At 64.0% G+C, this 12,931-nt stretch carries 13 protein-coding genes; 9 read left to right on the top strand and 4 right to left on the bottom strand.

Translation table 11 applies throughout. From position 1 onward, the window contains the following. Positions 1–7: 7 nt before the first annotated feature. The 6 genes from BLS48_RS29175 (at position 8) to BLS48_RS29150 (ending at position 4,516) form a co-directional block, all read left to right on the top strand. Entirely contained in the window at positions 8–199 is a 192-nt protein-coding gene (locus tag BLS48_RS29175) for a twin transmembrane helix small protein (RefSeq protein WP_091585350.1), read from the top strand. Between the two features lie 25 nt (positions 200–224). Next, the gene (locus BLS48_RS29170) at positions 225–806 is read left to right on the top strand and encodes a cob(I)yrinic acid a,c-diamide adenosyltransferase (RefSeq protein WP_091585348.1); all 582 of its coding nucleotides are present in this window, start codon (positions 225–227) and stop codon (positions 804–806) included. A 32-nt stretch (positions 807–838) separates the two neighbouring features. Next, the gene (locus BLS48_RS29165; protein WP_091585347.1) at positions 839–1,636 is read left to right on the top strand and encodes a rhomboid family intramembrane serine protease; all 798 of its coding nucleotides are present in this window, start codon (positions 839–841) and stop codon (positions 1,634–1,636) included. 181 nt (positions 1,637–1,817) lie between these two features. Beyond that, complete coding sequence (locus tag BLS48_RS29160; protein WP_091585345.1) at positions 1,818–2,567, top strand: electron transfer flavoprotein subunit beta/FixA family protein; 750 nt, start codon at positions 1,818–1,820, stop codon at positions 2,565–2,567. A 23-nt stretch (positions 2,568–2,590) separates the two neighbouring features. Further along, the gene (locus BLS48_RS29155) at positions 2,591–3,520 is read left to right on the top strand and encodes an electron transfer flavoprotein subunit alpha/FixB family protein (protein WP_091585343.1); all 930 of its coding nucleotides are present in this window, start codon (positions 2,591–2,593) and stop codon (positions 3,518–3,520) included. A 117-nt stretch (positions 3,521–3,637) separates the two neighbouring features. Further along, on the top strand, positions 3,638–4,516 hold the full coding sequence (locus tag BLS48_RS29150; protein ID WP_091585341.1) for a 3-hydroxybutyryl-CoA dehydrogenase: 879 nt from the start codon (positions 3,638–3,640) through the stop codon (positions 4,514–4,516). A 49-nt stretch (positions 4,517–4,565) separates the two neighbouring features. Here the strand turns inward: BLS48_RS29150 and BLS48_RS29145 are convergent, their stop codons facing one another. The 3 genes from BLS48_RS29145 to BLS48_RS29135 form a co-directional block, all read right to left on the bottom strand. Then, the gene (locus BLS48_RS29145; RefSeq protein WP_244529954.1) at positions 4,566–6,488 is read right to left on the bottom strand and encodes a PAS domain S-box protein; all 1,923 of its coding nucleotides are present in this window, start codon (positions 6,486–6,488) and stop codon (positions 4,566–4,568) included. 221 nt (positions 6,489–6,709) lie between these two features. After that, positions 6,710–7,348 (bottom strand): NrsF family protein, encoded by a 639-nt coding sequence (locus BLS48_RS29140; RefSeq protein ID WP_091585338.1) that lies wholly within the window; start codon positions 7,346–7,348, stop codon positions 6,710–6,712. 1 nt (position 7,349) lies between these two features. Beyond that, positions 7,350–7,901 carry a sigma-70 family RNA polymerase sigma factor gene (locus BLS48_RS29135; protein WP_057143847.1) on the bottom strand — a complete coding sequence of 184 codons (552 nt, stop codon included), beginning with the start codon at positions 7,899–7,901 and terminating at the stop codon, positions 7,350–7,352. A gap of 327 nt (positions 7,902–8,228) precedes the next feature. Here BLS48_RS29135 and BLS48_RS29130 point away from each other — a divergent pair, with 327 nt between their 5' ends. The 3 genes from BLS48_RS29130 (at position 8,229) to BLS48_RS29120 (ending at position 12,070) form a co-directional block, all read left to right on the top strand. Then, entirely contained in the window at positions 8,229–9,236 is a 1,008-nt protein-coding gene (locus tag BLS48_RS29130; RefSeq protein ID WP_091585418.1) for an iron ABC transporter substrate-binding protein, read from the top strand. Between the two features lie 135 nt (positions 9,237–9,371). Beyond that, on the top strand, positions 9,372–10,991 hold the full coding sequence (locus tag BLS48_RS29125) for an ABC transporter permease (RefSeq protein WP_425284751.1): 1,620 nt from the start codon (positions 9,372–9,374) through the stop codon (positions 10,989–10,991). Continuing rightward, entirely contained in the window at positions 10,988–12,070 is a 1,083-nt protein-coding gene (locus BLS48_RS29120; RefSeq protein ID WP_091585336.1) for an ABC transporter ATP-binding protein, read from the top strand. The genes BLS48_RS29125 and BLS48_RS29120 overlap by 4 nt, the downstream gene beginning before the upstream one ends. A gap of 29 nt (positions 12,071–12,099) precedes the next feature. Here BLS48_RS29120 and BLS48_RS29115 read toward each other — a convergent pair whose 3' ends face one another. Further along, positions 12,100–12,930, bottom strand: a complete 831-nt coding sequence (locus BLS48_RS29115) for a phosphodiesterase (RefSeq protein ID WP_091585335.1) — start codon at positions 12,928–12,930, stop codon at positions 12,100–12,102. Position 12,931 lies beyond the last annotated feature (1 nt).

The following is a 12,931-nucleotide window of genomic DNA, read 5'->3' as shown; positions in this document are numbered from 1 at the left end:
CGCAACAATGGCCACCACCTTCAACATCCTCGCCATTCTGGTCATGGTCGCCGTGGTGATGGTGCTCGTTCGCGGTCTCATCAACATGATGCGTGGCGGTTCCGGCGTCACCTCGAACAAGCTCATGCAGGCGCGCGTTCTCCTGCAGGCCATGGCGCTGGCGCTGATTCTGCTGGCGGTGTATTTCACCCGCAAGTGAGGATATCGGCCGTTCGGGAGGCGACGTGGTCAAGCTCAACAAGATCTACACCCGTACCGGCGACGATGGCACCACGGGTCTCGGAACCGGCGAACGGCGGCTGAAATCCGATCTGCGGGTGGACGCCTATGGCACGGTCGACGAGGCCAATGCCTGCATCGGCATGGCCCGCGTCCACACAGCGCAGACCCATCAGGCGATCGACGCCATGCTTTCCCGCATCCAGAACGATCTCTTCGATCTCGGCGCCGATCTCGCCGTGCCCGACGACGGCAAGCCGCTCGGCTATGAACCGCTGCGCATCATCGCCGCGCAGACCGGCCGGATCGAAAAGGATATCGACCTGCTCAACAAGGACCTTCAGCCGCTCAGATCCTTCGTGCTGAACGGCGGCACGCCGGCGGCCGCCGCCCTGCATCTGGCCCGCACCGTGGCGCGACGGGCCGAACGGCTGATGGTGGCCCTGGCCCAGGACCCGCGCGAGCACGTCAATCGCGACGCGCTGAAATACATCAACCGTGTCTCGGATTTCCTGTTTGTCGCCGCCCGTGCGGTCAATGACAACGGAAATGCCGACGTGCTATGGGTTCCCGGCAAGAACCGCTGAACTGTCCGAAAAGCGGAAGGGGCCGGGGATCGATGTTCATCCCGCTTTACGACACCAACAGGCTGCGGCATATCAGGCTGCAATATGTGACGATCGGCCTGATCGTGATCAACGCCGTGGTCTATCTCATCACATCGCTCGGCGGCGAGAACTTCACCAATGCCGCGGTGCTCGGCCTCGGCTTCATCCCGTCGGTCGTTCATGACACCGCCGAGCTCGACCCCCGCTTTGTCGTCATCCCCGAAAGCCTGAGCTATTTCACCTATTCCTTCCTGCATGCCGACATCTTCCACCTGGGCGGCAATATGCTGTTCCTGTGGGTGTTCGGCGACAATGTCGAGGACGCGCTCGGCCACGTCCGCTACCTCATCTTCTACCTCTTGTGCGCCATCGCCGGAGCAGCCTTCCAGGGGCTCGTCGGATGGGACTCGCAGGTGCCGCTGATCGGTGCATCGGGTGCCATTGCCGGCGTGGTCGTCGCCTATCTGATCCTCTATCCGCGCGTGAAGGTATGGGTGCTGGCCTTTGCCCGCATCCCGCTGCGCATTCCAGCCTTCATCCCTCTCGTCCTGTGGGTGCTTTTCCAGGTGGTGATGTTCGTCGCCGGCGGCGAGGACCAGATTTCCTGGGCCTGCCATATCGGCGGCATCATCGCCGGAGCCGTGCTGGTGCTTGTCCTTCGCAGCCGCGGCGTGCCGCTGTTTGCGCCCGCTGACGAGGACGGCGCCGTTACCCGTCCCGAGCAGTCTCCCGTTTCCGGCCCGGTGACGCCCGAGCCGCCCGCCGCGACGCCGCGCTGGGGGCGAGGAAACACTTCCAGTCCCGACTGAACCGATTTGACCGGCTTGCAGCGTATTGACGTGCAGGGTTGCCGCAACTACGGAAACGTCTCCGTCTGAGCCCAAGGCGGTCAAAGACCAGAATTTCCATCCGGAATGTCGGCTTTCGACAACTCAGAAGGGGCGCAGGCTGTTATAGCGCGCCCAACTATCGTGAAGAGGTGACAGGCAAATGAAGATCCTTGTGCCCGTGAAGCGGGTTGTGGATGCGAATGTGAAGGTTCGCGTGAAGGCTGACGGTTCGGCGGTGGAACTCGCCAACGTCAAGATGGCGATGAACCCGTTCGACGAGATCGCGGTCGAGGAAGCGATCAGGCTGAGGGAAGCCGGCAAGGCCGAGGAGATCATCGTCGTTTCGATTGGCCCGCAGCAGGCGCAGGAAACCCTGCGTACCGCGCTCGCCATGGGCGCGGACCGCGCCATCCTGGTCAAGACCGACGAGCAGACCGAGCCGCTCGGTGTCGCCAAGGTGCTGAAGGGTGTGGTCGAAGCCGAACAGCCCGGCCTCGTCATCCTCGGCAAGCAGGCGATCGACGACGATTCCAACCAGACCGGCCAGATGCTGGCCGCACTGCTTGGTTGGGCGCAGGGCACCTTCGCTTCCAAGGTGGTGATCGAGGGCGACAAGGCCAAGGTGACGCGCGAAGTCGACGGCGGCCTGCAGACGGTGGAACTGAAGATGCCGGCGATCGTCACCGCCGACCTTCGCCTCAACCAGCCGCGCTATGCCTCGCTGCCCAACATCATGAAGGCCAAGAAGAAGCAGCTCGACGAAAAGACCCCGGCCGACTACGGCGCCGACGTCAAGCCGCGGCTAAAGGTGATCAAGACCGAGGAGCCAAGCGGCCGCAAGGCGGGCGTCAAGGTCAAGAGCGTGGCCGAACTGGTCGACAAGCTCAAGAACGAAGCCGGCGTGCTGTAAGCGATCGGGAAAGGAACAAGAAAATGGCTATTCTTCTGATTGCTGAACACGACAACGCCACCCTTTCCGACCAGACCGCCAAGGCGCTTTCGGCTGCCCTGCAGATCGGTTCGGACGTGCATGTGCTGGTTGCCGGCAAGGGCGCCAAGCCGGCTGCGGACGCCGCCGCCAAGCTCAAGGGCGTAAGCAAGGTGCTGCTCGCCGACGCCGACGAACTCACCGAGCGTCTCGCCGAACCGATGGCCGCGCTCGTGGTGTCGCTGGCCGGCGCCTATGACACCATCATCGCGCCGGCGACCTCGTCGGGCAAGAACGTCGCGCCGCGTGTCGCAGCCTTGCTCGATGTCGCGCAGGTGTCCGAGATCATCGAAGTGGTCTCGCCCGACACGTTCAAGCGGCCGATCTATGCCGGCAATGCCATCCAGACGGTGCAGTCGACCGACGCCAAGAAGGTCATCACTGTCCGCACCGCCTCCTTCCAGGCGGCCCCCGAGGGTGGCTCGGCGGCGGTCGAGACGATCAAGGCGGCGGCCAATCCCGGCCTGTCCACCTTCGTCGAGAACAAGCTCTCGGAGACCGACCGTCCGGAACTGACCTCGGCAAAGATCATCATCTCGGGCGGCCGCGCGCTCGGCTCCTCGGAGAAATTCCAGGAGGTTATCCTCCCGGTCGCCGACAAGCTCGGTGCAGCCGTTGGTGCATCGCGCGCCGCGGTCGATGCCGGCTACGCGCCGAACGACTGGCAGGTCGGCCAGACCGGCAAGGTCGTCGCCCCCGATCTCTACATCGCCGTCGGCATCTCTGGCGCCATCCAGCACCTTGCCGGCATGAAGGATTCCAAGGTCATCGTCGCCATCAACAAGGACGAGGAGGCACCGATCTTCCAGGTTGCCGACTACGGCCTTGTCGGCGACCTCTTTGTCATCCTGCCGGAACTGCAAAAGGCGCTTTGACGCTTTCTGGCAAAGCGTATTAAATTGTGAGGGGTGGGGTAGACGAAGTCGCCCCGCCCTTTTAGTTTGCACCGCACAAAAAGCAGGCTGCAAAGGCCTTTTGACGGGATCGGTGTAATGAGCAAGATCGAGACGATCGGCATCATCGGCGCGGGCCAGATGGGCGGCGGCATCGCCCATGTCTCCGCGCTTTCGGGCTACAAGGTGCTGATCTACGATATTTCGCCCGACCGTATCGAGAAGGGCATCGCCACCATCAGCGGCAACATGGCCCGTCAGGTGGGGTCCGGCAAGCTCGACGAGAAGGTCCGCAACGACGCGATGGCGCGCATTTCGGCAGCACCGGCCATGGCCGATCTTGCCGGCGCCGATCTCGTGATCGAAGCGGCGACCGAAGACGAGACGGTCAAGCGCAAGATTTACGCGCAGCTCTGTCCGCTGCTCAATCCCGAAGCCATCCTGGCGACCAACACCTCGTCGATCTCCATCACGCGGCTCGCCGCGCAGACCGACCGGCCGGAGCGTTTCATCGGCATCCATTTCATGAATCCGGTTCCGCTGATGAAGCTGGTCGAGCTGGTGCGCGGCATTGCCACCGAGGACCAGACCTTCGAGGCGGCAAAGACCTATGTGAAGCAGCTCGACAAGACGATCACGGTTTCGGAGGATTTTCCGGCCTTCATCGTCAACCGCATCCTGCTGCCGATGATCAACGAGGCGATCTACACGCTTTACGAGGGCGTCGGCTCGGTCGACGCCATCGACACTGCCATGCGGCTCGGCGCCAACCATCCGATGGGGCCGCTGCAGCTTGCCGATTTCATCGGCCTCGACACCTGCCTGTCGATCATGCAGGTGCTGCATGACGGCCTGTCGGATTCGAAATACCGCCCCTGCCCGCTGCTGGTCAAATATGTCGAGGCCGGCTGGCTCGGCCGCAAGACCGGGCGTGGTTTCTACGACTATCGCGGCGAACATCCCGTTCCGACGCGCTAGTCTAGTCAGGTTCGCGTCAGCGAACAGGCCGCCGGCCGATTGACCCTGGTCAGGACGCGGCAGCCAGCGGCTCGGGCGGTTCTGTCTTGTTGTCGACCCCATTCGGCGCCACGGAAACGCATCCACGGCCGGCCGCCTTGGCGGCATAGCAAGCAGCGTCGGCGCTCGCGATGATTTCGTCGACCTCGCCACAATTGGCGCCGATCGCAGCCAACCCGATGCTGGCGCCGATCAGGTGGGGACGACCGTCCCAGGTGAAATCCAGGCCGGCTATCGCATCGATGATGGATCGCGCCACGATCTTGGCGCGTGCAGCCGAACCCGATTTCAGGATGACCGCGAATTCGTCGCCGCCCAGACGCGCGACGATGTCTTCGGGGCTAAGGACGCCGCGGATAGCCTCGGCAACCCGCTTGAGCAAGGCGTCCCCAGCCGCGTGGCCGCCGGTGTCGTTGACCAGTTTGAAGTGATCGAGGTCAACGAACATGAACTGATGTCCGCCGCCTCCAGCCGACTCTGTCGTGCCGTCCTTGCGCGCCTGATCGACCAATTCCTCCATCGTGCGGATGAAGCTCGAGCGATTGGCAAGGCCGGTCAGCGCGTCATGCGCGGCGGCGTGGGCAAGCTGTCGCTGCAGTGCGCGCGCATCGGTGAAATCCTGGAAGACGATGACCAGTCCGCAGAATTCGTTCCGCTCGTTGATGATCGGCGACACGACCTGACGGATGCTGCATCGCGTGTCGTCGCGCCGGATGAGGACGGCGCGGCTGTTCTGGTCGGAGGGGGGTTGGCTGCCGATCGTCGGTCGGGTTACGCCGATCCTGTGACCCGTCTCCTCGTCTACCGCCCAGTAGACATGGCCGAGCATCTTGCCGAGGGCCTCGCCGCCGGAAACTCCGGTCAGCTTTTCGGCGACCGGATTCATGAAGGTGACGCGGCTCGCCGCGTCGGTACAGATAACGGCATCACCGATCGACTGAAGCGTTACTCTGAGTCGCTCCTTCTCATCGGCGAGCATTGTCGCCGACACAGCGAGGCGCTCCTCGGCCTCCTTGCGCCGGGTGATGTCGGTCAGGCTGCCAATGGCCCTGATCAGCCTCCCCTCGGCGTCACGCTCGATGACCTTGCCGCGGTCGAGGATCCACATCCAGTGGCCGTCCTTGTGGCGCATCCTGAACTCGGCTTCGAAGAATGGCGTCTTGCCGTCGAGATGGGCGCGATCCGCCTCGGCGACGGTCTGGCGATCGTCGGGATGGATCATCGTCAGCCAATGGTCGGGATCGCCATCGAGCTCGCCATCCGCATAACCAAGCATCCTGACCCAGGTCGAGGAATAGGTCGTGCCGCCCTTGCGCATGTCGAGGTCCCAGACGCCTTGGCCGGCGCCGGCGAGAGCGAAATTCCAGCGCGTTTCCGCTTCGGCGATGCGCGCCTCGGCCTGCTTGCGTGCGTCGATGTTCTCGATCTGCGAGACGAGATAGAGCGGACGGCCGCTTTTCTCGTCGCGAATGACGGAACCGGCAAGATGGGCCCAGACGGGCTTGCCGTCCTTACGCAGGTAGCGCTTCTCGAATTGGAAGGCGTCGACGGTGCCCGCCTTCAGACCGTCCATCGTTTCCCGCCCGATCTGCAGATCGTCGGGATGCGTGATCTGGAAAAAGGTCAGCGCCTCGATCTCCTCGCGGCTGTAGCCAAGCATGGCGGCAAAGGCCGGATTGGCCTCGAGAATGCTCCCGTCGAGACCGACAACGGCGATACCGATCGCCGAATCCTTCATGGCTCGGCGGAAGCGCTCTTCGCTCTGCGCGATCTGCCGGCGGTCCTTGGTGATCCGGCGAGCGAACAGGGCGGCGAGGAAGAGAGCACCCACCGCCACCGTTACCGAGATCCCCAGGCAGAGTTTCAGCGCATCATTGCCGAGATCCAGTCGCGACAACACCGTCGAGACAACCGCGACACTGAGGCCGGCCACGAGCAGCGCCGACCCTGCGTGCCCAAAAGATCGTCGGCCGGTCAATCCTCGCCACATCGCGATACGTGCCACCCCCGTGCGCAAACGGATGTTGTCGCGCCGACCCTGATGGATTGGCTTTAAGGAAAGGTTGCCTGCGGCATGCCGGCGCCATCGCTAGCCGACAAAGATTGCCGGCATGATTAAGGATCCGTGTGCACGGAGCGCAATCGCGGCGGGCACTACCAGCGGACGAAAAACCGCCCGCCGAGCGCGCCAAGCAGCGCCAGCATCGCGATCGCTATGGTGTACCAGGTGGCGACGAAAAGCGGCGAATCATCGAAGCAGTGCGCGGCGTAGAAGGTCGCCGCCAGTCCGCCGGCGAGCAGGCCAGCGACCGCCCCGGCAAGCACCGGCCGTGTCGGCGCGCCGTAGCGCAGCATCCACAGGAAGATGGCAAGCGGGCCGATGCCGATTAGCGGAATGAAGCCCATGCAGATCATCATGTTGGAGCCGACAAGGCGCGTTCCCCAGTCGGCTTCCGGCACAGCGAAAAGCTCCAGAACCACCGCCGCCGCGACCAGCAGTGGAGCAGCCATCATCCAGGCCATCGCCCGGCCGGTGGCCGCGCCAGGCGTCGACAACGCACGGATCAGCGCGAAGGCGCTGACAGCAAGCACGATGGTGAAAACGAACTTTGAGACAAAACGCATCGTGTGCATCGCTGCCATGAAGTCCGGGCGCGGGCCGATCGTCAGCAGGAAAACGACGGCCGCGATGATGGCGGCCGCACCGGTGGCCAGCCACCAGGCCGAGCTCAGCGGCATCGCCTTGCTGCGGGCATCGGCGTCCAGCGCCTTGATGAGATCGTCCGTCCTCATGTCATTCCCGCCCGAACCGCCCCTGCCCAAATCGCTTGGCTATCGCGGCAAGTCCCCGATGCAGCGACACCCGCACCGCCGTCTCGCTGATGCCGAATTTCGCCGCGGTCTCGCCGATTGACCGTCCTTCCACCGATACGGCCGAAACCACCGAACGCTGTGCCGGCGACAGCCCGTCCAGGGCCCGGTTTATGTCGCGCTCGCTGACAGTTTCCGTTTCCGGCTCGGCGAAAGTCTCGGCGATATCGTCGACATCGATCTCGATGCGCCGTCCACGCCGCCGGAACGCATCGATGAGCTTGAAGCGGGCAATCGCATAGATCCACGGCAACACCGGCGCATCCTGGCGCCAGGTATGCCGTTTCACATGAATGGCCAGCAAGGTTTCCTGCACGACATCCTCGGGATCGACCCCGCCCTGTACGATCTTGCGCCTGACAAAACCGCGGACCAGCGCGGCAATCCGGTGCAGAAAGTCGGCATAGGCCCTTTCGTCTCCCGCGATCGCGGCTCGCATCAGCCGGGAAAGCTCGGCCTCGTCCTTGCCGCTCACAAGAGTTACTCCCCCGGTTTTCGCGCCTTGGCGCTGATTTGTTACGTGGCCGGCGAAATAATGTCCAAGGCAAATTACGGGCAAATCACGAAAGTTTGCAGGTTCCGGAGCGGCGACCGCAAACCGCTTCGCCTTACATCGGTAACAGCCTCGCGAACACACAACGGGCCAATCCGCCGAGCTGGGCATCACGCGGAATTGTCCATCTGGCACCGGCCTTTGCACCTCAGCGACCGATTGAAGCAGATCATCAATCTTGACTATCGCTGTCAGGTATCGATAGGTGCAACCCGCGAGACCAAGACCAACGAGACCGAGGACGACGCCATGAGATACGCTCTTTCCACCCTTGCCGGCGCGGCAGCGCTTGCAGTCAACCTGATCGCCGGCCCGGCGATGGCGGAAGACGATGGCATTATTGTCTACAACGCCCAGCACGAAAACCTGACCAAGGCGTGGGCCGAAGGCTTCACCAAGGAAACCGGCATCAAGGTCACCGTGCGCAATGGCGGCGACAGCGACTTCTCCAACCAGATCGTCGCCGAAGGCTCTTCCTCCCCGGCCGACGTGTTCCTGACGGAAAACTCGCCGGCCATGGTGCTGGTCGAGAGTGCCGGCCTGTTCGCACCCGTCGACGCCGACACGCTGGCGCAGGTTCCGCAGGACTATCAGCCGGCCAGCGGCAAATGGGTCGGCATCGCGGCGCGCAGCACCGTCTTCGCCTACAACAAGACCAAGCTCAACGCCGATCAGTTGCCCAAGTCGCTGCTCGATCTCGCCGACCCAAGCTGGAAAGGCCGCTGGGCCGCCTCGCCATCGGGTGCCGATTTCCAGGCCATCGTCAGCGCGCTTCTTCAGCTCAAGGGCGAGGCCGCCACGGCGGACTGGCTGAAGGCGATGAAAACGAATTTCACCGCCTACAAGGGCAACAGCACGGTGATGAAGGCGGTCAATGCCGGCGAGATCGAAGGCGGCGTGATCTACCACTATTACTACTTCGGCGATCAGGCCAAGACAGGCGAAAACAGCAAGAATGTCGAAATGCACTACTTCAAGAACCAGGACCCGGGTGCCTTTGTCTCGATTTCCGGCGGCGGCGTGCTCGCCTCGAGCAAGCATCCGAAGGAAGCCCAGGCCTTCCTGAAATGGGTCACCGGCAAGGGTGGCCAGGAGATCCTGAAGACCGGCGATTCCTTCGAATACGCGGTCGGCAAGGGTGCCGAGTCCAATCCGAAGCTGGTGCCGCTGGCCGATCTGCAGGCGCCGAAGGTCGACGCGACGACATTGAACTCGAAGAAGGTCACCGACCTGATGACCGCAGCTGGCTTGCTTTAGTTGCCGTTCGTCCTAAAAGGACAACCGACCGCGCTCCCGCGGGGAATTCACCTTCCGCGGGAGTGCTTTGTTTTTCGAGATGGCATTCGTCCATGACGACACGCTGTGTTCCCGACCGCAATCGCGGTCCTTCAAATGCTGCCACCGGGCGGCAGCGGCGCGGCGCCTGAACTGATGCGGTCCGCGATCGATCTCGCGCGCTCGGGCCTGCCTTCGGGCACAGGCCAAAGAACGCTGTGGCGCACGGCGCCATGGATAGTGATCGCCGCCATCTTCGTTTCGCTGCTGTCGCTGCTACCGCTTGCCTTCATTATCTGGATCGCGGTGCAAACCGGCTGGGAAACCGTCTCGGCGCTGGTCTTTCGGCCGCGCGTTGGCGAGCTTCTGGTCAACACCGGCCTGCTGGTGTTGCTGGCCGTGCCGATCGCCATCGTGCTGTCGGTTGCACTGGCCTGGCTGACCGAGCGCAGCGATCTGCCTGGCGCACGACTCTGGTCCTGGCTGTGCGTGGCGCCGCTGGCTATCCCCGCTTTCGTGCACAGCTATGCCTGGATCACCATGGTGCCTCGGCTGCACGGTCTTTGGGCTGGCGTGCTGATTTCCGTCATCGCCTATTTCCCGTTCCTATATCTGACGGTGTCGGCGGCGCTGCGCCGTCTCGATCCTGCCCTGGAGGACGCCGGGGCGGCGCTTGGCCTTGGACCCTGGCGTGTCTTCCTGCGCGTCGTGCTGCCGCAACTGCGTCTCGCCATCTGCGGCGGCTCGCTGCTGGTCGGACTGCATCTGCTGGCCGAGTATGGCCTCTATGTCTTCATCCGCTTCGATACCTTCACCACGGCGATCGTCGATCAGTTCCAGTCGACCTTCAACGGACCTGCGGCCAACATGCTGGCCGGCGTGCTGGTGAGCTGCTGTTTCGTGCTGCTCGGCATCGAAGTGCTCGTGCGTGGCGAAGAGCGCTATGCCCGCGTCGGCTCCGGCGCCGCGCGCTCTCAACAGCGCGCACGTCTCGGTCGCGCCACCATCCCCGGCCTGTTGCTGCTCCTCGCCACCACACTGCTGGCGCTCGGCGTGCCGTTCGTCACCATCGGCCGCTGGCTTGTCGCCGGCGGCATGGAAGTCTGGCGCTTCGACGAGATTGGCCTGGCACTCGGCCAGACGCTGTTCCTGGCGCTTGCCGGCGCGTTGCTGGCCACCGTTGCCGCCATGCCGATGGCCTGGATCTCGATCCGCGCACCCGGACCGCTGCAGCGCCTGCTGGAGAGCTGCAACTACATTGTCGGCTCGCTGCCCGGGGTCGTCATTGCGCTGGCGCTGGTCACCATCACCGTGCGCATCGCGCTGCCGCTCTACCAGACCCTGTTCACCATCCTGGTTGCCTATGCACTGATGTTCCTGCCGCGAGCCCTGGTCAGCCTGCGGGCTTCGATTGCCCAGGCGCCGGTCGAACTGGAACGCGCCGCCTCAAGCCTCGGCCGGCCGCCGCTCAATGCGCTGTGGTCGACGACGATCCGTCTTTCGGCGCCGGGTGCCGCGGCCGGCATGGCGCTGGTGGCGCTCGGCATCATGAACGAACTGACCGCGACCCAGATGCTGGCGCCGAACGGCACCCGCACGCTGGCGATGGCGTTCTGGTCCTACAGCGGCGAGATTGATTATGCCTCGGCGGCGCCTTACGCCTTCATCATGGTGGCGATGTCGCTGCCGCTGACCTGGCTGCTCTATGTCCAGTCGAAACGGATGGCCGGACGATGAGCTTTCTCGAAATCAGTGGCCTGCACAAGCATTACGGACCGGTGGCGGCACTTGCCGGTGTCGATCTGAGTGTCGTCAGCGGCAGCCGCACGGCGATCGTCGGCCCGTCCGGCTGCGGTAAGACGACCTTGCTGCGGCTGATCGCCGGTTTCGAGGCGCCTGACCAGGGCCGCATCGCGCTCGACGGCGAAGTGCTGGCCAATGGCGGCAATGCCGTGCCGGCGCACCGCCGCGGCATCGGCGTGGTGGCGCAGGACGGCGCCCTGTTCCCGCATCTGACCATCGGCGACAACATCGGTTTCGGCATCAGCCGAGGCGACGACAAGCGCTCCGAGCGCATCGTCGAACTCGCCTACATCGTCGGACTGGACAAGGCGATCCTCAAACGCCGCCCGCACGAGCTCTCCGGCGGCCAGCAGCAGCGTGTGGCGCTAGCCCGCGCCATGGCGATGAAGCCTCGGCTGATGCTTCTCGACGAGCCGTTCTCGGCGCTGGACACCGGCCTGCGCGCCTCGATGCGCAAGGCGGTGGCCGAGCTTCTGGAAGCGGCCGGCATCACCACCATCCTGGTGACGCACGACCAGGCCGAGGCGCTGTCCTTCGCCAGCCAGGTGGCGGTGATGCGCGAAGGCAAGTTCTCGCAGGTCGACACGCCGCGCGAGCTCTATCTCAGACCCAGGGACAGAATGATCGCCGAGTTCCTCGGCGACGCCATCATCCTGCCGGCAAAGATATCGGGTGGTTTCGCCAACTCGCCGCTCGGCCGCATCCCGGTTGACACCGCCGACAATCGCGACGTGGCCCGTATCATGCTGCGGCCGGAGCAGATCGCCTTGAAAAGAACGTCGCGCGAGGGCATGTCGGGCACGCCGGATATGCTGTTCGGCGAAGTCACGGAATCGGAATTCGGCGGCTCGATGTGCATGATCGCGGTGCGGCTCTTGAACAGTGCCGATCCGCCCGATGCGGCCGCGATCGGCAACACGCCGCTGGTCCTGCGCAAGCCGGGCATGGACGCTCCGGCGGTCGGCGAGATTGTCCGGCTGACCGTGTTGGGAAAGGCTCACGTGTTCGCCTGAACGCCGCGCGCGTTAACACACGTGTGGATTCAGGCTCGGTCGGGTGCCATGTCCGCGGTGATCCGTTCACCGGTTTCGGCGGAATAGGCCGGCCACTGCTCCAGAAAATCGCAGCCATGCACCACCACGCGCCCGCCTACGCTGTCGATGAGGATGACAGCGTAGGATGGCGGTGCCTGCTCGACGATCTCGCTCGATCTGTCGAGGGCAAGCGCGAACCTTGCATGCAGGCCGCGCTGTGCCGAGAACGGGATGCCGGCGACCGTGCCGGCGATGTCGCGATGGACGTGACCGAAGAAGATGTGACGGACGCCTCCATGCCGCCGAAGCCGGCCGAGCAACCGCTCAGCATCCTCGAGACCCAGCGGGTCGAGCTGCGGCAGGCCGAGCTCGACCGGTGGATGGTGCATGAAGACGTAGGCGGGCCTGCCGGCTGCTTCCTCGAGCCGGGCATCGAGCCAGGCAAGCCGACTTTGGCACAATTCGCCTTCGATGCGTCCTTCCGCCAGGCAGTCGAGAAACAGCAGCACTTCGTTGCCGGTGTCATGGACAGACTGTACAAAGCCATTCTCGTCGACCGGATTTTCCGGGAACGCCGCGACAAGATTGGCCCTCCGGTCATGGTTGCCCGGCAGCAGCCTGTACGGCACCGACAGCGAGCTCAGGGCAACGCGAAGATCGGCATAGCTCTCCGGCGCGCCGATCTCGGTCAGGTCGCCGGTGAAGACGCAAAGCGCGGCATCGGCGTGATGCGCGTTGATGTGCGCGATGCATGACGCCAGCCTTTGATGCAGGTCGGTCCCAAAGCGGCGCTCGCCGCGCCGGTCGAGATGAACATCGGTGACCTGGATGATTTTCATG

The sequence above is a fragment of the Mesorhizobium qingshengii genome (genome assembly GCF_900103325.1).
Taxonomy (GTDB): Bacteria; Pseudomonadota; Alphaproteobacteria; order Rhizobiales; family Rhizobiaceae; genus Mesorhizobium; species Mesorhizobium qingshengii.
Note: the sequence above shows the minus strand (reverse complement) of the source record. Positions and strands in the feature narration are given on the sequence as shown.